Source organism: Halomonas sp. A29, from assembly GCF_046723295.1.
GTDB lineage: Bacteria > Pseudomonadota > Gammaproteobacteria > Pseudomonadales > Halomonadaceae > Halomonas.
Map to the genome: position 1 here is coordinate 52,411 of NZ_JAXQPR010000009.1, position 20,310 is coordinate 72,720.

Genomic DNA, 20,310 nt, shown 5'->3' on the forward strand with positions numbered 1-20,310 from the left:
ATTAGGGGGATTGGGGTGATGGCGACCAGCTTTGCGATGGGGCCGGCTTGATCCTGAACCAGATGGCGTACATCGCCGGCAGGAACACCAGGGTCAGCACCGTCCCGGCGAAGGTGCCGCCGATCAGGGTGTAGGCCAGCGTTCCCCAGAACACCGACTGGGTGAGCGGGATGAAGGCCAGGATGGCGGCGAGCGCGGTCAGGATGACCGGGCGCGCGCGCTGCACGGTGGCCTCGACCACGGCGTCGAAGGGCGCGAGTCCTGCCTTCGCGTTGTCGTGAATCTGGCCGATCAGGATGAGGGTGTTGCGCATCAGGATGCCGGCCAGCGCAATCAGACCGACGAGCGCATTGATGCCGAATGGCTGGTTGAACACCAGCAAGGTGGGCACCACGCCGATGAGGCCCAGCGGTGCGGTAGCGAACACCATCGTCATCGCTGAGATCGAGCGTACCTGAAAGATGATCGTGATCAGCGTCAGCGCGATCATGATGGGGAAGACCGGTAGCAGGGCGCTATTGGCCTTGCCGGATTCCTCGATGGAACCGCCCATCTCTATCCGGTAGCCCGCCGGTAGTTCGGCGGTGATCGGCTGAAGTTCTTCCCAGATGGCTTTGGACACGTCGGGCGGCTGTAAGTCTTCCGCTATATCACCACGTACGGTGATCGTCGGCGTGCGGTCGATGCGGCGCAGGATGGGGTCTTCCATGTGGACCTCCACCGTGCCGACCTGCGATAGCGGAATCCGCTGACCGGCCGAACCGGACAGTGTGAAGTTGCCGATCCTGGCCGGATCGAGTCTTGTGTCTCCGGCCGAACGGGCAACCACCTGCACCGAACGAATGTCTTCACGCACCTCCGTGATTGGGACGCCATTCAACAGGAACTGGAGCTGCTGGGCCGCGTCGCTAGAGGTCAGGCCCAGGCTCTGCAGCCGGTCCTGGTCGAGCGAGAAACGCAGCGAGGGCACGCGCTCGCCCCAATCGGTATTGACCGTTCGCATCTTAGAAGAAGCCTGCATTACGGCACGGACCTGGGCCGCGATGTCGCGCAGTTCATCGGGATCCGGCCCCATCACGCGGAAGGCCACAGGGAAGGGTGAGGGTGGGCCGAACACCAACTGGGTCACCCGCACCCGCGCCTCTGCCGCCAGGCCATCGGCCACCGCCTGACGTAGCCTAAACTTGAGTGCTTCTCGCGCCGTCTGGTCGTCCGTCAGGACGACGATCTTGGCGAAGGAGGGATCGGGCATCTCCGGCGACATGGCGAGATAGAAGCGTGGTGCACCCTGGCCGATGTAGGACGTCACGATCCTGGCTTCCTCTTGCTCCTCCAGCCAGGCCTCGACTTTTGCGGTCGCCGCACTCGTCTGCTCGATCGAGGTACCATACGGCATCTGCACTTCGACCAGCACCTCGGGCCGATCAGACGTCGGAAAGAACTGCTTGTTGACCACGCCCATGCCCAGGATCGCGAGAATGAAGGCACCGACCACGAACGTCGCGACTAGCCATTTGCGCCGGATCACGCTGCCCAGCAGCCGGCGGAAGCGCTCGTAGTTCGGCGTCGCATAGATCGCCCCGTGCCCACCCTCGCGCTTCTTGAAATCCGGGAGCAGCTTCACCCCCAAGTAGGGCGTAAACACCACGGCAACGATCCAAGAAGCAATCAATGCGATGCCGACGATCCAGAACATGTTGCTGGTGTACTCGCCGGCAGTGGATTTGGCGAAACCGTTCGGCATAAAACCGATTGCCGTCACCAGGGTGCCGGAAAGCATGGGCGCGGCGGTATGGCTCCAGGCATAGGCCGCGGCGCGCACGCGGTCGTAGCCTTCCTCCATCTTCACTACCATCATTTCGATGGCGATGATCGCATCGTCGACCAGGAGCCCCAGCGCCAGGATCAACGAGCCGAGAGTGATGCGGTCGAAGTTCTTGCCGGTGGCCGCCATGACGATAAAGACGGCGGCCAGGGTCAGGGGAACTGCCGCCGAAACCACGATACCGGCACGCCATCCCATGCTGAGGAAGCCGACCAACATCACCACGCCGAGGGCGGCGAAGAACTTGAGCATGAACTCGTCGACGGCCGAGCGGATATTGACCGACTGGTCTGTGACTCTGGATAGACTCATGCCAAGCGGCATATCGGCGTTGATAGCCTCTGCCTCCGCCTCCAGCGCGCGGCCGAGATCGAGACCATTCCATCCCTCGCGCATGACCACACCGAGCAGCAAGGCGGGTTCGCCGTTATTGCGAATGAGGAAGGTGGCGGGATCCTCGTAGCCCCGCTTCACCTCGGCGATGTCGCCGAGCTTTAGTGTATGGCCCTGCGCGACGACGGGCGTATTGCGAATCGCCTCAAGGTCGTCGATCGCCCCGTCCAGCCGGATGAAGACCTGGGGGCCCAGGGTGTCAATCGAGCCGGCGGGCGTCATCACGTTGCGCTCGTTCAGTGCCGTGAAAAGGTCGTGCGGGGAGACGCCAAGAGTGGCTAGACGATCATGGGAGAACTCGACAAAGATCCTTTCGGACTGCTCGCCGATGATATTCACCTTCTTGACGCCCGGCACGTGAAGCAAGCGCTGGCGCAGGCTCTCAGCCTCGCGGATGAGATGCCGATGAGGCTCGCCCTTTGCCTTCACCGCATAGAGTGCAAAGGTCACATCGGCGTATTCGTCGTTCACCATGGGGCCAATGACGCCGCTGGGCAGGCTACTGGTCTCGTCGCCAATTTTCTTACGCACCTGATAGAACTGCTCGGCGACCTCCTCGGGTGGCGTACTATCGAGCAGGTACACCGTGGTGAAGGCCAGGCCCGGACGCGTAAAGGTTTCGGTACGGTCATACCAGCTCAGTTCCTGCATGCGTTTTTCCAGCGGCTCGGCGACCAGTTCCTCCATTTCCTGGGCCGTAGCACCGGGCCAGGCCGTGGTTACGGTCATCTGCTTGATGGTAAAGGCGGGATCCTCCGCCCGACCCAGCGTCAGGAAGGCCATAATGCCGGCAATGAAGATCACCACCATCAGAAACAGGGTGACCGAGCGCTCGCGTACTGCGAGGGCGGAGAGGTTGAAGGCACTCATGGCTGCTCTCCGCGATTGGCGGCCAAGCCCGTGGTAACCTCATGCTCATCTAACTGCACTTGCTCGCCCTCGTGCAGCAAGTGCACGCCGAGCGCCACGACGCGATCGCCCGCTTCCAGGTTGCCAACGACCGAAGCCGTTTCATCGCTGAGGCCAGCCACCTGTACGGCCTGCCAAGTGACCCGGGGCGTTTCTCCTTCGATCAGCCATACGCCGGGCCCTTTACCTGGATCGAAGAGTGCGCCTATCGGCACCTGCAATGCTGAAGCGGAAGGGTCGATCCGGATACCGACGGAAACGGTCGAGCCCAGAGGCGCATCTGCGAGATTGTCCTCCAATACATAGCGTGCCTCGAAGGTTCGCGTCAGGGGATTTGCGGCATCCGACAACTGGCGAAGCGTTGCAGCACCCGTGAGCCCGTTGCCATAGAGGGTTGCACGGCCTGTGGAGCCGACCGCTGGGCGCAGCGTTTCGGGGAGGTCGATGAGTGCCTCGCGGGGCCCCGCATGGGCCACCCGCACCACGGGTTGACCAGCAGCAACGACCTGGCCGGTTTCTGCCAGCGTTTCCACTACCACCCCGTCTGCATCGGCGAGAAGAACTGCATAGTCGGTTTCATTGCGAGCAACGTCTGCCCGAGCCTCGGCCGCCATGAGATCCGCCCGAGCCGTCTCGGCGGCTGCCCGGGCGCTGTCGTAGGCCGATGCTGACACCGCGCCTCTAGAGACCAGGTCACGGTATCGCGCCTCGTCCTCTGTGGTTTGATGCGCGCGCGCCCTGGCGGCAGCCACGGCCTCCTCTTGGGTGCGCGCGGCGAGCATCAAATCTGTGGGATCGATGCGCATGAGTGGCTGGCCGCGCTCGACGGCCTGACCTGTATCGACTAAACGCTCCTGTATCTTGCCGGGTACGCGAAAGCCGAGATCGCTTTGCACCCGCGCGGCAACAATACCGGCAAATGAACGCTCGGCCTTTTCGCCGACCTCCACCTCCGCTACCCGTACATAGGGGTTCTGCGTCCGTGGGTCGGTTGAAGAGGTGGCATCGCTGCACGCTGCCAAGGCAAGCGGCAGCAGAGCGATGACGGTAAGGAATGAGACATCACGGCGCTTGAGCATGGAGATCTCCGGAAGGACGGATATCTCACAGCTTATGACGAGTGACCAAATTTGTAAATAGTCACTTTTTGGGTTCGCTAGGCCACTAGGGAGCCAGGCTGCGCAGCACCAGGTTCGACAGCTGCACCGGCGCCTCCTCGACGAGATCGAGGTTGTACTGGAGCAGGAGCGGATTCGCGTAGGGTTGAATGACCAGGAAGATCGCTTTCACCGTCTCGTCCAGCGGCGTCTTGCGCTCGAACTCACCGCTCTCGCGCCCTTCACGGACCACTTCCGTCAGGATCTGTTCGATGCGCTCACCGTAGGCGCGGGCAGATGGCCAACCCTCGCCGGCAGAGTGCGCGGCAATGTCGTACAGCTTGCGATCATTGAAGAACAGGCTCACACCAGTCGATACCAAGCTTTTGAACATTCTGCGGAATTTTTCCGTTGCCGTGGGCGCGTCGGCCACGGCCTCTTCGACCGCCACGATGATGGCGCTCAAGGTCTTGGCGCAGATGGCCTCGCCGATGGCCTGCTTGGAATCGAAGAACTTGTAGATGTAAGCCTTGGAAAAACCAATTGATTTTGCCAGGTCGGAGACCGTGGTCTTGTCGTAACCGTAGTGGCTGAAGTGTTCTTCGGCGGCCTCCACGATCTGCTCGCGAACATTGTGATCGGCAGGGCCGCGCGATTGGGGGGCGGAAGACGCGTTTTCACTCATGAGACACCACACCTCGATATTTTGGGTTTGACAACTTGTGACTATATTGGACTATAGTCACTTCAACAAATTCCACCCCTGGAGACTCCCATGCTTGCCCCTCCCCGCTCTCTCGCCCTTCTGCTGAGTGTCAGCGTCTTGACGGGCTGCGCGGTCGGCCCGGACTACCGGCCGCCCGAAACTGCCCTGTCGGCTCGCTTCATCGGGCAGGAGAGCGTTGAGCAGCGGGAAGTCCAGAGCCAGGCGGACCTCCAGGCCTGGTGGGCCGCCTTCGACGATCCCTTGCTGGCGCGCTTCGTCAGCCTCGCCCTCGAGCAGAATCTGGATATTGCGCAAGCGGCGGCCCGTGTCGCCCAATCGCGTGGCTCGCTGCGCCAGGCCGATGCCGCACTGCTGCCATCGGCCAACGTGAACGCTCACGGTGCGGAAGTATACCAGTCGATCGAGACCCCGCTGGGGCAGGTGCTGTCTGCCACGCCCGATTTCGATCGCAGCGGCAGTGCCTACGAGGCCAACCTCGAGGCGGGCTGGGAGGTCGACATGTTTGGCGGCCTGCGGCGAGGACGGGAAGCCGCGCGCGCGGAGTATGTGGCATCCGAAGCTGGTGCCGTCGCGACACGGCTGGCCGTGGCCGCACAAACGGCGGATGTCTACGTCACGATCCGAGGCCTGCAGGAGCGCCTCGCGATCGTCAGGCAACAGGCCGAGACCCGTCGCGAACTGCTCGACACGATCAAATTCCAGTACGAGAAGGGGATTGCTAGCGAGCTTCAGGTGAACCAAGCCGAGGGTGCGCTAGCTCAAGTCGAAGCACAGATTCCCGTCCTGGAAACGGGACTCGACGCGGCGATGAACGCGCTGGACGTGCTGCTCGGCGCGCAGCCTGGGACCTACCGCGCCGACTTGAGCCTGGCGGAGCCGATCCCGGTCGCACCGGGGCTGGCCGAGACCGGTACCCCGGCCGAGATGATTCGGCGCCGGCCGGATCTCATCGTGGCCGAGCGGCGTCTCGCTGCAGCGAACGCACGCATTGGCGTGGCGATGTCTGAGTACTATCCCAAGCTCTCGCTCGGCGCCCTGCTGGGCAGCGCCACCACGATCTCGAGCGGCAACCTCTTCTCTGGCGATGCCAGCCAGGCCCAGGGCGTCCTCGGGCTGCGCTGGCGCCTGTTCGACTTCGGTCGCGTCGAGGCGCAGATCGCCGCTGCGCGTGGCCAGGAGGCCGAAGCGCTCGCGGCCTACCGGCTGGCCGTGCTGCGGGCGGCCGAGGAAGTGGAGAACGCCTTTTCCTCCCTCGTCCAACGCGAGGCCCAGGTCGGCATCTTGGCACAGGGGGAGGCGTCGCTTGCCCGTGCCCGCGAGAATTCGCTTGCCGCCTACGAAGGCGGCATCGTCAGCCTGATCGAGGTGCTCAATGCCGACGGCAACCTGCTGCAGGTGCGCGACGCGAAGGCCCAGGCGCAAACCGAAGCGGCGCGCGCCGCTATTGCTTCCTTCCGGGCATTGGGGGGCGGGTGGGATGCACCGCATGCAAGTACCAATCGCCTCTACAGTGACCTCTCCATCACCGTCGACGGGGATGCGAAATGACCACAACCGACGCGATGAATTCCGAAGAAACGCTCGCTCGCTGGCAGGCCGAGGAAGCGGCCGTGCGTGCCCGTCTTCAGACCGTTCCCGGTGTGGCGTCGCCTGATCAGGTCGCCGGCCGCAGTGGATTGCAAATACTCGAAGCGATCCTTGCCGGCGAGCTGCCGCTCCCCTCGATGGTCGCCACGCTCGACTGCGTCCCTGTGCGCATCGAGCCTGGGCGTGCGGTATTCCAGGGACGGCCGGGCTCCAGATACTACAACCCGATGGGTACGGTACACGGCGGCTGGTTTGCGACCATGCTCGACACGGCGATGGGATGTGCCGTGCATTCGACATTGCCGCCTGGTAAGACGTACACGACCCTGGAGCTGAAGTTCAATATCATCCGGGCCCTCACCGAGGCGGTACCGCGGGTTCGCGCGGAAGGTCGGCTGGTTCACGGTGGCCGCCGAATGGCGGTGGCGGAAGGCCAGCTCTACGGACCAGACGGCAAGCTTTACGCCCTTGCGAGTACGACCTGTCTGATTCTCGATCAGGCTTCGTAAGGATCGCTCATGTTGAAACGTCCCTCCGGTTCACTCGACGCATTGCTAACCAGTGGTCAACAGACCAGAGACATCCATTAACCAGATGCCCGCACTCAGGGTCACGAAAGCCGTCAACGTGCTCATCATCAGCGCGGCAGCGCTGACGCCGGCCATGCCATAGCGCTGGCCGAGCAGCGGATAGATGCTGATCATCGGCGCACTGGCGAACAGCAGCGCCCCGGCCAGCAGGGTGGGGTCGGTGGCGGGCATGAGAAGAAACAGACCGAGTATCAGCAAGGGGTGAAAAATCAGCTTGCCGACGACGATCTGGCCGACGTCACCCAGCATGCCGCGTACCTTGAGACCGAACAGGGTGCCGCCGATCACGAACAGCGCCGCCGGTCCGGAAGCGTTGGCCAGCATGTCGACGACCTGTGCCAAGGGGCGTGGCAGTGCCGTTTCCGTCACGGCCAGCAGCAGGCCCAGCATGATGCCGACCAGAACGGGATTGCGGGCCAGGCGCAGGAAGGTCTTGCGCGCCACGCTGGCGACGCCGGTCCCGCTCTGGCGCCCCACCTCGGCCAGGATCAGCGCCGCGGGGATGATCAGCAGGTTCTCGATGATCATGTTCAGGGCCATGAAGACGGCTGCCGGTGAGCTGCCAATCACCATGGCGGCGACGGGATAGCCGATGAAGCCGCTATTGGAGGCGGACATCCCCAAGGCATGCACGGCACCTTCGCTGAGAGGCTTGCGCTGAACTGACAGGGTCAGTATCAGGGCCAGGCCGAAGATGACGACCGAGCCCAAGCCATAGGCCAGCAGGTATTGGGGCTGGAGTACCTCGTCGAGGGGATTTTGGGTCAGGGCTCGTATCACCAGCGCCGGCAGGGCGAAATAGAGTACGAAAGTGGCGATGCCCTGGATCTGTTCCCGGTTCACCAACCGGAGCCCCATGGCCAGATAGCCGGCACCGATCAACAGGAAGATCGGCGTGGTAATGGTAAGAATTTCCAGCATGCGGTCTCCATGCCAAGGTAGCCGCGACCGGGTCCTGGGAGAGCCAGGCCGGCCGCTTTCTGGATCGGAAGATCAGGCGAAGAGGCGCGAGGAGGGCGTAGCTTGCGAGAGCTCTTCGGCCGCGGTCACAAGGGCAGAGCCCAGTTCCCTTACCCGGTGTTCGTCGAGGCGCACGCTGGGGCCGGCGATGCTCAGGACACCCTGGGGGTGACCGTCCAGGGGGTGACGCACCAGCGCGGCCATGGCGGCGGTACCGGGCCCCATGCTGTCATGCGTCCAGCTGTAGCCGCGCTGCCGCGTCTGCTGCAGATGTTCGAGCAGGGCTTCCTTGCTGCGTGGGGCGTTGGGTCCCAGCGGGTGGTCGGTCTCCATGCCCTGGGTGTCGACCAGCGCCAGGGCTTCCTCGTCGCTCAGGGCCGCCAGCCAGGCGTGGCCGCTGGCGGTACAGAACAATGGCGCTTCCTTGCCCATGTCGGGGTCATAGCGCAGGCCGCTGCGGGCGCCCTGGGCCTTGGCGATCCAGGTCAGGCGGTCGCCTTCGATCACCGAGAGGCGCACCAGCTCACCGCTCTGCTCGGCCAGGCGGTCGAGCACCGGCTGCACGATATCGCTGGCGCCGGTGCTGGAGAGATAGCGCAAGCTCAGTGCCACCAACCGGGTCGTGAGTTGGTAGCGCTGGCTGACTGGGTCCTGGCGAACATGTCCCAGGCGGATCAGCTCGTGGCAGATGCGGTGCGCCGCGCTCTTGGGAATGCCCAGGCGCTCCGCGACGATCAGCAGCGGCAGGCCGTCGGCATCTTCGGAAAGGGCTTCAAGCACCCCGAGGGTGCGTTCGATCAGACTGCCCGCCATGATGATGTCTCGCTGGCTAAATTGGCCATTCTAGAATCGTGTTCAAGAAATGTCATGTCGCCTGTTGTGCTTTCAACTGACAGTGGCGCGTATATCCCGAGCCTTCTGCTGCAACAGCGGCAAGTACTCCTTCATCAGCGTATCGAGATCCACCCGCGCGGCGTTGGTGCTGATGTTGATCGCACCTAGCAGCTTGCCGTTGGCATCGAAGGCCGGCACGGCCAGCGAGCGCAGCCCCGAGTCCAGCTCCTGGTCGGCGATGGCGTAGCCTTGCTGGCGCACCTTGAGGATGCACTTCTTGAGTGCGGCCTTGTCGGTCACGGTCTTGTCGGTGTAGCGCGTAAGCGTGACCCGTTCCAGGAAGGCATCCAGCTCGGCATCGGGAAGCTGGGCCAGTAGCGCTCGCCCCATCGAGGTGTGGGCGGCAGGTAGCCGGGTGCCGACGGAGAGGGTGATCGCCATCAGCCGGTGACGGGCCGAGGAGCGCGCCACGTAGGTGACCTCGTCGCCGTCGAGTACGCCCAGGGAGGAGGATTCGCCACTCTCGGCGGTGATGTCCTCCAGCACCTGCTGGATCACGCTACGATAGTTGTTGGCGGAGAGAAACGCGTAGCCGAGCTGCAGCACTCGTGGGGCCAGCTCGAAGTTACGACCTTGCTTGCGCACGTAGCCCAGGGCATGCAACGTGAGCAGGAAGCGCCGGGCGCGGGCACGGTTCATGCCGGTACGGCTGGCGACCTCGCTCAGTGTCATGCGCGGATGGGTTTCGTCGAAGGCCAGGATGACCTCCAGGCCGCTGGCCAGGGCGGTGACGAAGTCCCGGTCATCCGGGCTGAGAACCTCTTCCTCTGATGCCATTTTTGTTCCGTCGCTATCTTGGATGGTTTGCTCTTCAGAAGTCTTTCAATCTAGCATAGTGTTCGAATTGCGAACATATGTACGACTATGGGCTAAGCTGGGCCTGACCTTGAGCCTGAATTTCGCGATTGAGCTTGAGACCGATCTTAAGACTGAGCATGAGCCAGCCCTTCCTGAGGAGAGCATGATATGCCTGACGCCCTGCTTCGGCATCCCTTCATGAGCCAAACGGCACTGGCAGAGTGTCATGACCAGGCCATGGTCCAGGCCATGCTCGCTTTCGAGCTGGCGCTGGCCGAAGTGCAGGAAGCGCACGGTGCCATGCCCCAAGGGGCGAGTGCGGAAATGCACCGCTGCCTGAAAAGCCACGCCTTTGATGACACCGCCATCGCAGCCGGTATCGCCAGCGGCGGCAACGCTGCCATCCCCTTCGTCAAGCAGGGGCGCGCTGCGCTGCCGGACGAACTCAAGCGCTACTGGCACATGGGCGCGACCAGCCAGGATGTTATCGACACGGCGCTGATGCTGCTGCTCAAGCCGCGCCTGGCCGCGTTGGATGCACTGCTGCTGCGCTGTCGCGCCGCCGCGGTCGAGCTGATGAAGACTCATGAGCGGACCGTGATGGTGGGGCGCACCCTAATGCAGCAGGCACTGCCGATGACGTTCGGCGTCAAGGTGGCGCATTGGGCCATCGGCCTGGAGCAGGCGCGGCGCCGCCTGGCGCAGGTCGAGCTGCCGGTGCAGTTCGGTGGCGCCGTGGGAGTGCACTCTGGTTTGGACGAGCCGGGGCAGGACGAACTGGGCCTCGATTTCATGGACGCTCTCGCCGAGCGGCTGGGGCTCGCTGCTCCGGTGCTGCCTTGGCACACAAACCGTCAGCCGATCCATGCCCTGGGCACGGCGCTGGACGCGGCGGCGGGGGCAGCGGAGAAACTCGCCCTCGATATCTCGCTGCTGACCCAGACCGAGGTGGGCGAGGTGGCCGAACCCTCCGCCCCGGGCATGGGCGAGTCCTCCTCCATGCCGCACAAGCGCAACCCGGTACGCTGTGCCATGATCCGCGGCGCGACGCGACAGGTGCATGGCTACACCACGGTGCTGCTCAACGCCGCCGCCCAACCCCTGGAGCGCGGGCTGGGCGAGTGGCATGCCGAATGGTCGCCGCTGGTCGACAGCGCTCTGCTGCTGGAAGGCGCGCTGGAACAGGCCGCCACGCTGCTCGAAGGGCTCGAGGTGAATCCCGAAGCAATGCGCCGCAACCTGGCGGCTACCGGCGGCGGCATCATGGCGGAACCGGTATCGCGCCTGCTCGCGCCGGTGCTGGGCCAGGACGCGGCCAAGCGCATCAGCGCCGAAGCCGCCGAAATGGCGCGCCTTCAGGGCATTCCCTATGCCGAGGCACTCGAGGCGCATGCCGAGGTGAAAGCCGAAGTAGGGGGTAGGCTCAAGGTCGAGGTGCTGCACCAGGCAACGGATCCCGCTTTATACCTTGGTAGTGGCCAAGCGCAGTTGCGGCGCGCCATGGCCTGGCTTCAGCGGGAATGATTCGCTGAAAAATCACTATTTTGCATGTCCCGAGCAAGGGGAGGCCTGGCCTCCCCTTGTGCTTTTGGGTCTCCGGCGAGTTTGACGATCAGCTGGCATAGGGGTAACTTGTTCGCATCACAAAACAAAGTTCGCTATTCGAACTTATTTGAGAATACCCGCCAGGAGGACGACCATGGCCGAGTTCCTGAGCCTGCATGACGCGGTGGCACGCTACGTCGAAGACGGCGCCACCGTGGCCATGGAGGGCTTCACCCACCTGATTCCTTTCGCCGCCGGTCACGAAGTGATCCGCCAGAAGAAGCGCGACCTGACCCTGATCCGCATGACGCCGGACCTGGTCTATGACCAGATGATCGGTGCCGGCTGCGCCAGGAAGGTGATCTTCTCCTGGGGTGGCAACCCCGGCGTGGGCTCGCTGCACCGCCTGCGCGACGCGGTGGAGAAGGGCTGGCCGCACAAGGTCGAGATCCTCGAGCACAGCCACGCCGCCATGGCCTGCGCCTTCGAGGCTGGCGCTGCCGGGCTGCCGCTGGCCGTGCTGCGCGGCTACGTAGGCAGCGAGCTGCCCAGCGTCAACGACCAGATCAAGTTCATCGAATGCCCCTTCACCGGCGAGCGCCTGGCCGCGGTGCCCTCGGTGCGCCCCGACGTCTCCATCGTTCACGCACAGAAGGCCGACCGTGCCGGCAACGTGCTGGTGGAGGGCATCATCGGCGTGCAGAAGGAAGCCGTGCTGGCGGCGAAGAAGAGCATCGTCACCGTCGAGGAGATCGTCGACGACCTGCGCACCGAGCCGGACTATCATCCCAACGCCTGCATCATCCCGGGCTGGGCGATCAGCGCCGTCGCCGTGGCCGAGAAGGGCTCGTTGCCCTCCTATGCCCACGGTTACTACCCGCGCAACAACGCCTTCTACAAGGAGTGGGATGGCATCGCCCGCGATCGCGACAGCTTCAACAAGTGGCTTGATGAGAACGTCTACAGTGCAGGAGGGCAGTCCTGATGAGCCTCGAGTACACCTCAGCGGAAATGATGAGCGTCACCGCGGCGCGCGCGCTCGAGAACGGCATGACCTGCTTCGTCGGCATCGGCCTGCCCTCGGAGGCGGCCAACCTGGCGCGCCTGACCCACGCCCCCGAGGTGGTGCTGATCTACGAATCCGGCACCCTGCAGACCAAGCCCGACGTGCTGCCGCTCTCCATCGGTGACGGCGAACTGTGCGAGACGGCGTTGACCACCGTCTCGGTGCCGGAGATGTTCCGCTACTGGCTGCAGGGCGGCAAGGTCAGCGTGGGCTTTCTCGGCACCGCCCAGATCGACCGCTTCGCCAACCTCAACACCACCCTGATCGGCGACTACCGCGAACCCAAGGTGCGCTTGCCGGGTGGCGGCGGAGCGCCGGAGATCGCCACCAACGCCGGCGAGGTCTTCATCACCCTGAAGCACTCCAAGCGCGCCTTCGTCAAAGACGTGGACTTCATCACCACCCTGGGCTTCGGCCGCGACGGCAAGGGCCGCGACGGCGTACCCAATATCGGCAAGGGCCCGACCCGGGTGATCACCGACCTGTGCGTGATGAAGCCCGACCCCGAGACCAAGGAGCTGGTGGTCGTCTCGCTGCATCCGAACGTCTCCCGCGAGGACGTGATCGAGGCCACCGGCTGGGAGATCCGCTTCGCCGAGTCGCTCGAGACCACGCCGGAGCCCAGCGCCCACGAACTCGAGATCCTGCGCGAATTGAAGGCGCGCACCGAGCGCAAGCACGCGGGCGAGTAAATTCGCCTTCAAACGGGCTGCATTCGTCACGTTCTACAGCGAATTTCAGGAGATTTTTTTATGACCGACGTCTTCCTCTGCCATCCGCGGCGCACCGCCATTGGCCGCTTCGGCGGCACCCTGGCAAGCCGGCGCCCCGACGATTTCGCCGCCACCATCTTCAAGGCGGTACTGGCCGAGGCTCCGGACCTCGACCCGGCCGCCATCGAAGAGGTCTTCATGGGCTGCGCCAACCAGGCCGGCGAGGACAACCGCAACGTGGCGCGCATGTCCGCCCTGCTGGCGGGCCTGCCCACCTCGGTACCCGGCACCACCATGAACCGGCTGTGCGGCTCCGGCATGGACGCGGTGGGCACCGCCTTCCGCGCCATCAAGGCTGGCGAGATGGAGCTGGCCCTGGCCGGCGGCGTGGAGTCGATGTCCCGCGCGCCCTACGTGCTGGGCAAGGCCGATGATGCCTTCTCCCGCGGCCAGAAGATCGAGGACACCACCATCGGTTGGCGCTTCGTCAATCCGCTGATGAAGAAGGCCTACGGCATCGACTCCATGCCGGAGACCGCCGAGAACGTGGCCGAACAGTTCAACATCTCCCGCGAGGACCAGGACGCCTTCGCCCTGCGCTCCCAGCAGAAGGCCGCCGCGGCGCAGAAGGCGGGTCGCTTCGCCATCGAGATCACGCCCATCGAGATTCCCCGGCGCAAGCAGGAGCCGCTGCTGTTCGACACCGACGAGCACCCGCGCGAGACCACCCTGGAGAAGCTGGCCGGCTTGCCGACGCCGTTCCGTGAGGGCGGCAGCATCACCGCCGGCAACGCCTCCGGCGTCAATGACGGTGCCGCCGCCATGCTGGTGGCCAGCCAGGCCGCGGTGGAGCAGCACGGCCTCAAGCCCATGGCCAGGATCATCGGCATGGCCACGGCCGGCGTCGAGCCGCGCATCATGGGCTACGGCCCGGTGCCGGCGGTGCGCAAGCTGCTCGAGCGCACCGGCGTGACGATGGACGAGATCGACATTTTCGAGTTCAACGAGGCCTTCGCTGCCCAGGCCCTGGCCTGCACGCGGGACCTCGGCCTCGCCGACGACGACCCGCGGGTCAACCCCAACGGCGGCGCCATCGCCTTGGGCCACCCGCTGGGCATGTCTGGCGCCCGCCTGCTGATGACCGCGGCCTTTGAACTGCAGCGCACCGGCAAGCGCTACGCGCTGTGCACCATGTGCGTAGGCGTGGGGCAGGGGATTGCGACCCTGATCGAGAAGGCCTAAGAGAGAAGAGTGGAACCAGGCCGGCGGTGACGAGCTGCCGGCTTTTCCCGTTGCACTGCTGGGAGAAGGAACATGGCATTTCTGAACGTCGATGGCCGCAGTGTCGCCTATCGCCTGCTCGGCCCCGAGGCGCTGCCGCTGGTGGTGCTGGCGCATCCGTTGGGCATGACCCAGGCGGTGTGGGACGACCTGCTGCCGGCGCTGCTGCCGCGCTACCGCGTGCTGACCTGGGACCTGCCCGGCCACGGCGCCAGCCAGGCCTGGCCGGAGGCAGGTGGCGAAATCACCCCGGCGGCGCTGGCCCGCGATGCCCTGGCGCTGGCCGAGCACGCGGGGGCGGCACGCTTCCACTTCGTCGGCACCTCCATCGGCGGCGTGGTGGGTCAACAGCTGATCAGTGAGCACGCCGAGCGGCTCTACTCCGTCACCCTGACCAACACCGGGGCGGTGATCGGCAACAGCGAGCTGTGGACCACCCGGGCCGGGCGCGTACGCGACGAAGGTTTGGCGGCCATGTCCGGCGAGATCGTGCCGCGCTGGTTCGCGCCGGCCTGCTTCGAGGCCGAACCGGCACTCAAGGCCGGCTGGTGCACCCAGATGGCACGCACCGACGCAGAGTCCTACGCCCGGCTGTGCGAGATGCTCGGCCGAACCGACTTCCGCGGCAAGCTGAAGGGGCCGCTGGCGCAGCATCGCAACGTCAGCGTACACCTGCTTGGCGGCAGCGAGGACGTGGCCACCCCGCCCGAGACCCTGCAGGCGCTGGCGGCCGAGTGCGGCGGTGCACCGCTGGAGATTCTCGAAGGCTTCGCCCACGTGCCCTCGGTGGAAAATCCCCAGGCAATGGCCAAGCGGCTGCTGCTGTGGATGGCCGTCGATCGCGAAGACGTCGGCCAGCATGGCGTGAGCTACGCCGCTGGGCTCGAGACCCGTAAGCAGGTGCTCGGCGAGGCGCACGTCGCCCGTTCCACCGAAAACGCCAACAGTCTCGATGCGCCGTTCCAGCAGATGATCACCCGGCTGGCCTGGGGCGAGCTGTGGAGCAACGACGACCTCACCCGGCGCGAACGCAGCCTGATCACCACCGGCATGCTCGCCGCGCTGGGTCGTGAGGAGCTTGTACTGCACCTCAAGACCGCCAAGCGCATCGGCCTCAGCGAAGCGGAGCTGCGCCAGGTGCTGATGCACGTGGCCATCTACGCCGGCGTGCCGGCAGCGAATCATGCGTTTGCGTTGGCCAAGGAGCTGGGCTGGGGGCAGAAGGGCTGACCCGGGCGGTTCGCCGCTGGCGTGTCGCTGGTGTATCGTCTGAGCGAAATCCGACAATGACCGGCATCGCAATACCGAGGAGAGTCGCTTGCTCAACGCACGCATCAAGCTGCGCCATCTGCAGGCCTTCCTCGAGGTGGCCCGCCAGCGCAGCTTCGCCCGGGCCGCCGAGCGGCTGGCGATCACCCAGCCAGGCATCTCCAAGACCATTCGCGAGCTGGAGGAGAGCCTCGGTGCGGCGCTGTTCGAACGTACGCCCCAGGGCGTGGCGCTGACCCAGGCGGGCCTGACCCTGTTGCGCCACGCCGGGCCGGCCATGCGAGCCCTGGAGGAGGGCGTGGGCGCCGTCGGCGAAGCCCACGGCGCCCACGGCCTGCGGGTGGGGGCACTCTCCACTGTGGAGAGCCGGCTGCTGCCCGAGGCCATCCGCCGCTGGCACGCCGCGCCCGGCGGGCAGAACGCGGTGGGCGTCAACGTGGTGGTCGGCGCCAGCGCCTTCCTGCTCTCGCGCCTGCGCCGCGGCGAGCTGGATCTGGTGGTGGGTCGCATGACCGAGGCCCGCGAGATCCGCGACTTGGCCTTCGAGCATCTCTACTACGAGCCGCTGCTGCTATGCGTGCGCCGCGGCCACCCGCTGGCCGGTATCGCACCACTGGAAGCCGCTCGGCTGGGTGAATTCCCCTGGGTGCTACCGCCCCTGCAGACCACCCTGCGCCAGCAGGTCGACAGCTTCTGCGTGCGCCATTCGCTGACGCTGATGAGCCAGCGGCTGGAGACACTTTCGCTGCCCATCAGCCGGCGCTACACCCTTGAGAGCGATGCGATCTGGGTCGTGCCCGAAGAGGCCGTGGCCGAGGATCTGGCGGCGGGGCGGCTGTGTCGCCTCGGCATCGACCTGGAGCCCCGCGGCGGCTCCGTGGGGCTGTGCTACAACGCCAGCATGCAACCCTCGCTGGCGCTGGAGGCCTTCTGCGAAGTGCTGCGCGAGGTCAGCGCGGGCCACTCTCAAGGTGGCGGTGCAACATAACCCAGCGGTTATAGGGGGTGCCCGAGTCGTCAATTGGCGCACCTGCGGCAAGGCGCCACACTGGGCGAGACAAGACCACTCTCCCCAAGAGACGACACGCCATGCAAGATCACAACAAGCGCTTCGTAGAGCGCGACCGTAACTGGCATCCCCCGGCCTACGCCCCCGGCTACAAGACCAGCGTGCCCCGCTCGCCGCAGCAGGCCCTGGCCAGCATGCAGCAAGCCACCGCTTCCGAACTCACCGGCCCCGACTTCCGCCACCTGCGCATGGGTCCCCACGACAACGACCTTCTGCTCAACTTCCGCGAAGACCCGTCGCTTTCGGGCGCGGCCGGCCTGCCGGTGGGCGAGCGCATCATCATGTTCGGCCGCGTGATCGACCAGTTCGGCAAGCCGGTGCCGCACACCCTGGTCGAGATGTGGCAGGCCAACGCCGGCGGGCGCTACCGCCACAAGAACGACCGCTACCTCGCTCCGCTCGACCCCGGCTTCGGCGGCGTGGGCCGTACCCTCACCGACGAGCAGGGCTGGTACCGCTTCCGCACCATCAAGCCCGGCCCGTACCCCTGGCCCAACGACCCCAACAGCTGGCGCCCCTCGCACATCCACGTCTCGGTGATGGGCCCCTCGATCTCCACCCGCCTGATCACCCAGATGTACTTCGAGGGCGATCCGCTGATTCCGCTGTGCCCCATCGTCCACACCATCAAGGACCCGGCCGCGGTCGAGACCATGATCGGACGCCTCGACATGGCCCGCAGCAAGCCCATGGACTGCCTGGCCTACCGCTTCGACCTGGTGGTACGCGGCGAGCTGCAGACCTTTTTCGAAAATCAGTAAACGGGTTCGAGAATCAGTGAGGGGAAATCACATGAAACAGCCAAACAGCGTTCCCACCAGCGAGCTGATGCTGCGCGAGACCGCCTCCCAGACCGCCGGGCCCTACGTGCACATCGGCCTGGCCCTGGCCGCCGCGGGCAATCCGACCCGCGACGAAGAGATCTGGAACGAGATGGCCCGGGAAGGAGCCGAGGGCGAACACATCGAAGTCGTCGGCACCGTGATCGACGGCAACGGCGACCTGGTACGCGACGCCTTCCTCGAAGCCTGGCAGGCCGACGCCAACGGCGTCTATCAGCCCGAGTTCGACCTGAAGAAGCCGTTCAACAGCTTCGGGCGCACCGCCACCACCTTCGACCACGGCAGCGAATGGTCGCTGAAGACCGTCAAGCCCGGCCCGGTGGCTCACCCCAGCGGCCAGCTCATGGCGCCGCACATCAACCTGGCGATTTTCGCCCGCGGCATCAACATCCAACTGCAGACCCGCCTCTACTTCGAGGACGAAGCCGAGGACAACGCCGCCTGCCCGGTGCTCTCCCGCATCGAATCACCGACCCGCCGCCAGACCCTCATCGCCAAGCGCGAAGAGGTGGACGGCAAGGTGCGCTACCGCCTAGACATCAGGCTGCAGGGTGAAGGCGAGACGGTTTTTTTCGACTTCTAGACGCTTCGATTTCGGCGTCTGCCAAGCAAGGGCGGCCCGCTCAGCCGGGCCGCCAAGATCAAGAGCCAGCGCACTGCGTTGGCTCTTGGCTTTTTTGGTTTTGCGTTGACCTAGGTCGTTGGTTCAGGCGTGGCATGGAGTATAGGCTGAGATGCGTATCCTTTTGCAAGCTGGGCTTCGGGCGTGGGCAGGGGTGTCGGCAGCTGACGACCCAAAGCCGTCATGCAGGCAAAAGCAGCGCTTGTACATCGGTGTTCTGCAGCAAACGTGGCTGTTGATGTTATACTGCCGAACCATATTTAATAGCAGGTGTTTCAGGAGGTTAGGAGATGGACGGCGAGCAATGCAATATTCGACTTGCAGTCTAGATACCTGATGGACCTCTGGGGCAAGCGCCTACGAGACTCTGCCGGATACGGCACTACGAAAGAAACTAAGATGGAGCCCTGATGGGGACTACTGAGCCGCACAATACCGACCTCGCCCGCGCCGAGATACTCTGGAAGTCCGCCGACGCCCTCCGCGGGCAGATCGATGCCGCCGAGTACAAGCATGTGGTGCTTGGTCTGCTCTTTCTGAAGTACATCTCTGACTCTTTCGAAGCCCGAAAAGACGAACTCAAAGCCGAGCTGGAAGCCGACGGCATCACCGGCCCGCAACTCGAAAGCCTGCTGGAGAGCCGCGACGAATACACCGCCGAGCGGGTGTTTTGGGTGCCGCCCGAGGCGCGCTGGCAGAACCTCCAGAACCAGGCCGCGCGCGCCGACATCGCCACGCTGATCGACGACGCCATCCTCGCCGTTGAGCGCGACAACCCCAATCTCAAGGGTAAGCTGCCACGCGACTACGCCCGCCGGGGCATCGCGTCGGAGAAGATGAAAGGGCTGATCGACTTGATCGCCGACATCGGCTTCAAGGGCGACCGCTCCAGGGCACGCGACACGCTCGGCCGCGTCTATGAGTACTTCCTCGGCAAGTTCGCCCAGGCCGAAGGCAAGCTCGGCGGCGAGTTCTTCACACCGCGCTCCATCGTGCGGCTGCTGGTCGAGATGCTCGAGCCCTACGAGGGCCGCGTCTACGACCCCTGTTGCGGTTCGGCGGGCATGTTCGTGCAGTCCGAGCGCTTCGTCGAGGCCCACGGCGGGCAGAAGACCGACATCTCGATCTTCGGCCAGGAGTCCAACCCCACCACCTGGCGGCTGGCGCACATGAACCTCGCCATCCGCGGTATCGAGGCCAACCTCGGCTCGCAGCCCACCGACAGCTTCCTGCGCAACCTGCACCCCGACCTCAAGGCTGACTACATCCTCGCCAACCCGCCGTTCAACATCTCGGACTGGTCTGGCAAGCTGCTGGCCGACGACGTGCGCTGGCGCTACGGCACGCCGCCGGTCGGCAACGCTAACTACGCATGGATCCAGCACTTCATCCACCACCTCGCGCCGCCCAACGGCCACGGCGGCGGGGTGGCCGGCTTCGTCATGGCCAACGGATCGCTCTCCACCGGCTCCGGCGGCGAGGGCGAGATCCGTCAGCGCATCGTCGAGGCCGACCTGGTGGACTGCATCGTCGCGCTGCCGGCCCAGCTCTTCCTCACTACCGGCATTCCCGCCTGCCTTTGGTTTCTCACCCGCGACAAAACTGGCAGAAATCTCAAGCACGGCGGGCGTGATCGGAAAGGCGAGACGCTGTTCATCGACGCGAGCAAGCTCGGCACCATGCAGACCCGCACGCTCCGCGTGCTTACCGGCGGTGACGACGGCGAAACCCTGCTGGCCGATGGCATGGGTGACCCGAATTTTGATTCGGATATCGGCCGCATCGTCTACGCCTTCCGGCAGTGGCGCGGCGAGCCCGCGCCCGGTTGGTGGGACGAGGCCCAGCACGGCAAGTGGGCCTACCGCGACATCCCCGGTTTCTGCAAGGCTGAGACGATCGAGGGCATCGGCAAGCACGGCTTCGTGCTCACCCCCGGCCGCTACGTCGGCGCCGAGGAGCAGGCGGACGATGGCGAGCCCTTCGCGGAGAAGTACCCCCGGCTGCTGGCGGAGCTGGAGGAGTGCTTCGGGGAGAGCGAGCAGTTGACATCACTGGTAAGGAAGCACCTTGCATCGGTTTACCAGGAGGGCGCTACTAGTGAATGAGAGTCGTGCAAAGTTCGA

General features: G+C 64.9%; 17 protein-coding genes. 11 read left to right on the forward strand and 6 right to left on the reverse strand.

Features of this window, described 5'->3' with window-relative positions; genetic code table 11:
* Nucleotide 1: 1 nt before the first annotated feature.
* From SPH52_RS17720 to SPH52_RS17730, 3 genes are all read right to left on the reverse strand, one after another.
* Entirely contained in the window at nucleotides 2-3,088 is a 3,087-nt protein-coding gene (locus SPH52_RS17720; protein WP_411796379.1) for an efflux RND transporter permease subunit, read from the reverse strand.
* Entirely contained in the window at nucleotides 3,085-4,206 is a 1,122-nt protein-coding gene (locus SPH52_RS17725; protein WP_411796380.1) for an efflux RND transporter periplasmic adaptor subunit, read from the reverse strand. The genes SPH52_RS17720 and SPH52_RS17725 overlap by 4 nt, the downstream gene beginning before the upstream one ends.
* Nucleotides 4,207-4,291: 85 nt before the next feature.
* Nucleotides 4,292-4,909 carry a TetR/AcrR family transcriptional regulator gene (locus SPH52_RS17730; RefSeq protein WP_411796381.1) on the reverse strand — a complete coding sequence of 206 codons (618 nt, stop codon included), beginning with the start codon at nucleotides 4,907-4,909 and terminating at the stop codon, nucleotides 4,292-4,294.
* 90 nt (nucleotides 4,910-4,999) lie between these two features.
* Between SPH52_RS17730 and SPH52_RS17735 the strand changes: the two genes are divergently transcribed.
* Complete coding sequence (locus SPH52_RS17735; protein WP_411796382.1) at nucleotides 5,000-6,499, forward strand: efflux transporter outer membrane subunit; 1,500 nt, start codon at nucleotides 5,000-5,002, stop codon at nucleotides 6,497-6,499.
* On the forward strand, nucleotides 6,496-7,047 hold the full coding sequence (locus SPH52_RS17740; RefSeq protein ID WP_411796383.1) for a PaaI family thioesterase: 552 nt from the start codon (nucleotides 6,496-6,498) through the stop codon (nucleotides 7,045-7,047). Before SPH52_RS17735 ends, SPH52_RS17740 begins: the two co-directional genes overlap by 4 nt.
* Nucleotides 7,048-7,092: 45 nt before the next feature.
* Here SPH52_RS17740 and SPH52_RS17745 read toward each other — a convergent pair whose 3' ends face one another.
* The 3 genes from SPH52_RS17745 to SPH52_RS17755 all read right to left on the reverse strand — a co-directional run bounded on the left by SPH52_RS17745 (nucleotide 7,093) and on the right by SPH52_RS17755 (nucleotide 9,759).
* A complete protein-coding gene (locus tag SPH52_RS17745; RefSeq protein WP_411796384.1) occupies nucleotides 7,093-8,049 on the reverse strand; it encodes an AEC family transporter in 957 nt (318 codons plus the stop codon).
* Between the two features lie 72 nt (nucleotides 8,050-8,121).
* The gene (locus SPH52_RS17750; RefSeq protein WP_411796385.1) at nucleotides 8,122-8,901 is read right to left on the reverse strand and encodes an IclR family transcriptional regulator; all 780 of its coding nucleotides are present in this window, start codon (nucleotides 8,899-8,901) and stop codon (nucleotides 8,122-8,124) included.
* A 72-nt stretch (nucleotides 8,902-8,973) separates the two neighbouring features.
* Nucleotides 8,974-9,759, reverse strand: a complete 786-nt coding sequence (locus SPH52_RS17755) for an IclR family transcriptional regulator C-terminal domain-containing protein (protein ID WP_411796386.1) — start codon at nucleotides 9,757-9,759, stop codon at nucleotides 8,974-8,976.
* Between the two features lie 189 nt (nucleotides 9,760-9,948).
* Between SPH52_RS17755 and SPH52_RS17760 the strand changes: the two genes are divergently transcribed.
* From SPH52_RS17760 to SPH52_RS17800, 9 genes are all read left to right on the forward strand, one after another.
* Nucleotides 9,949-11,304: an adenylosuccinate lyase family protein gene (locus SPH52_RS17760; RefSeq protein ID WP_411796387.1), complete on the forward strand. Its 1,356-nt coding sequence runs from the start codon at nucleotides 9,949-9,951 to the stop codon at nucleotides 11,302-11,304.
* Nucleotides 11,305-11,479: 175 nt separating this feature from the next.
* Complete coding sequence (locus tag SPH52_RS17765) at nucleotides 11,480-12,310, forward strand: CoA transferase subunit A (protein WP_411796388.1); 831 nt, start codon at nucleotides 11,480-11,482, stop codon at nucleotides 12,308-12,310.
* Entirely contained in the window at nucleotides 12,310-13,083 is a 774-nt protein-coding gene (locus SPH52_RS17770) for a CoA-transferase subunit beta (protein WP_411796389.1), read from the forward strand. Before SPH52_RS17765 ends, SPH52_RS17770 begins: the two co-directional genes overlap by 1 nt.
* Nucleotides 13,084-13,143: 60 nt before the next feature.
* Nucleotides 13,144-14,346 (forward strand): 3-oxoadipyl-CoA thiolase, encoded by a 1,203-nt coding sequence (gene pcaF / locus SPH52_RS17775; RefSeq protein WP_411796390.1) that lies wholly within the window; start codon nucleotides 13,144-13,146, stop codon nucleotides 14,344-14,346.
* Between the two features lie 72 nt (nucleotides 14,347-14,418).
* Nucleotides 14,419-15,615, forward strand: a complete 1,197-nt coding sequence (locus SPH52_RS17780; RefSeq protein ID WP_411796391.1) for an alpha/beta fold hydrolase — start codon at nucleotides 14,419-14,421, stop codon at nucleotides 15,613-15,615.
* An 88-nt stretch (nucleotides 15,616-15,703) separates the two neighbouring features.
* Nucleotides 15,704-16,642, forward strand: a complete 939-nt coding sequence (gene pcaQ / locus SPH52_RS17785; protein WP_411796392.1) for a pca operon transcription factor PcaQ — start codon at nucleotides 15,704-15,706, stop codon at nucleotides 16,640-16,642.
* A 101-nt stretch (nucleotides 16,643-16,743) separates the two neighbouring features.
* Nucleotides 16,744-17,484: a protocatechuate 3,4-dioxygenase subunit beta gene (gene pcaH / locus SPH52_RS17790; RefSeq protein WP_086508606.1), complete on the forward strand. Its 741-nt coding sequence runs from the start codon at nucleotides 16,744-16,746 to the stop codon at nucleotides 17,482-17,484.
* Nucleotides 17,485-17,515: 31 nt separating this feature from the next.
* Nucleotides 17,516-18,148 (forward strand): protocatechuate 3,4-dioxygenase subunit alpha, encoded by a 633-nt coding sequence (pcaG, locus tag SPH52_RS17795; protein ID WP_411796393.1) that lies wholly within the window; start codon nucleotides 17,516-17,518, stop codon nucleotides 18,146-18,148.
* Between the two features lie 449 nt (nucleotides 18,149-18,597).
* A complete protein-coding gene (locus SPH52_RS17800; RefSeq protein WP_411796394.1) occupies nucleotides 18,598-20,292 on the forward strand; it encodes an N-6 DNA methylase in 1,695 nt (564 codons plus the stop codon).
* The last annotated feature ends 18 nt before the right edge of the window (nucleotides 20,293-20,310 follow it).

What these genes read in the sequence shown, in the direction of transcription:
- SPH52_RS17740 (WP_411796383.1), top strand. Translation starts at nt 6,496, where the DNA reads ATGACCACAACCGACGCGATGAATTCCGAAGAAACGCTCGCTCGCTGG.
- SPH52_RS17760 (WP_411796387.1), top strand. Translation starts at nt 9,949, where the DNA reads ATGCCTGACGCCCTGCTTCGGCATCCCTTCATGAGCCAAACGGCACTG.
- pcaH (WP_086508606.1), top strand. Translation starts at nt 16,744, where the DNA reads ATGCAAGATCACAACAAGCGCTTCGTAGAGCGCGACCGTAACTGGCAT.
- SPH52_RS17755 (WP_411796386.1), bottom strand. Translation starts at nt 9,759, where the DNA reads ATGGCATCAGAGGAAGAGGTTCTCAGCCCGGATGACCGGGACTTCGTC.
- SPH52_RS17725 (WP_411796380.1), bottom strand. Translation starts at nt 4,206, where the DNA reads ATGCTCAAGCGCCGTGATGTCTCATTCCTTACCGTCATCGCTCTGCTG.
- SPH52_RS17750 (WP_411796385.1), bottom strand. Translation starts at nt 8,901, where the DNA reads ATGGCGGGCAGTCTGATCGAACGCACCCTCGGGGTGCTTGAAGCCCTT.
- pcaF (WP_411796390.1), top strand. Translation starts at nt 13,144, where the DNA reads ATGACCGACGTCTTCCTCTGCCATCCGCGGCGCACCGCCATTGGCCGC.
- SPH52_RS17720 (WP_411796379.1), bottom strand. Translation starts at nt 3,088, where the DNA reads ATGAGTGCCTTCAACCTCTCCGCCCTCGCAGTACGCGAGCGCTCGGTC.
- pcaG (WP_411796393.1), top strand. Translation starts at nt 17,516, where the DNA reads ATGAAACAGCCAAACAGCGTTCCCACCAGCGAGCTGATGCTGCGCGAG.
- SPH52_RS17730 (WP_411796381.1), bottom strand. Translation starts at nt 4,909, where the DNA reads ATGAGTGAAAACGCGTCTTCCGCCCCCCAATCGCGCGGCCCTGCCGAT.
- SPH52_RS17770 (WP_411796389.1), top strand. Translation starts at nt 12,310, where the DNA reads ATGAGCCTCGAGTACACCTCAGCGGAAATGATGAGCGTCACCGCGGCG.
- SPH52_RS17765 (WP_411796388.1), top strand. Translation starts at nt 11,480, where the DNA reads ATGGCCGAGTTCCTGAGCCTGCATGACGCGGTGGCACGCTACGTCGAA.
- SPH52_RS17745 (WP_411796384.1), bottom strand. Translation starts at nt 8,049, where the DNA reads ATGCTGGAAATTCTTACCATTACCACGCCGATCTTCCTGTTGATCGGT.
- SPH52_RS17735 (WP_411796382.1), top strand. Translation starts at nt 5,000, where the DNA reads ATGCTTGCCCCTCCCCGCTCTCTCGCCCTTCTGCTGAGTGTCAGCGTC.
- SPH52_RS17780 (WP_411796391.1), top strand. Translation starts at nt 14,419, where the DNA reads ATGGCATTTCTGAACGTCGATGGCCGCAGTGTCGCCTATCGCCTGCTC.
- SPH52_RS17800 (WP_411796394.1), top strand. Translation starts at nt 18,598, where the DNA reads ATGGGGACTACTGAGCCGCACAATACCGACCTCGCCCGCGCCGAGATA.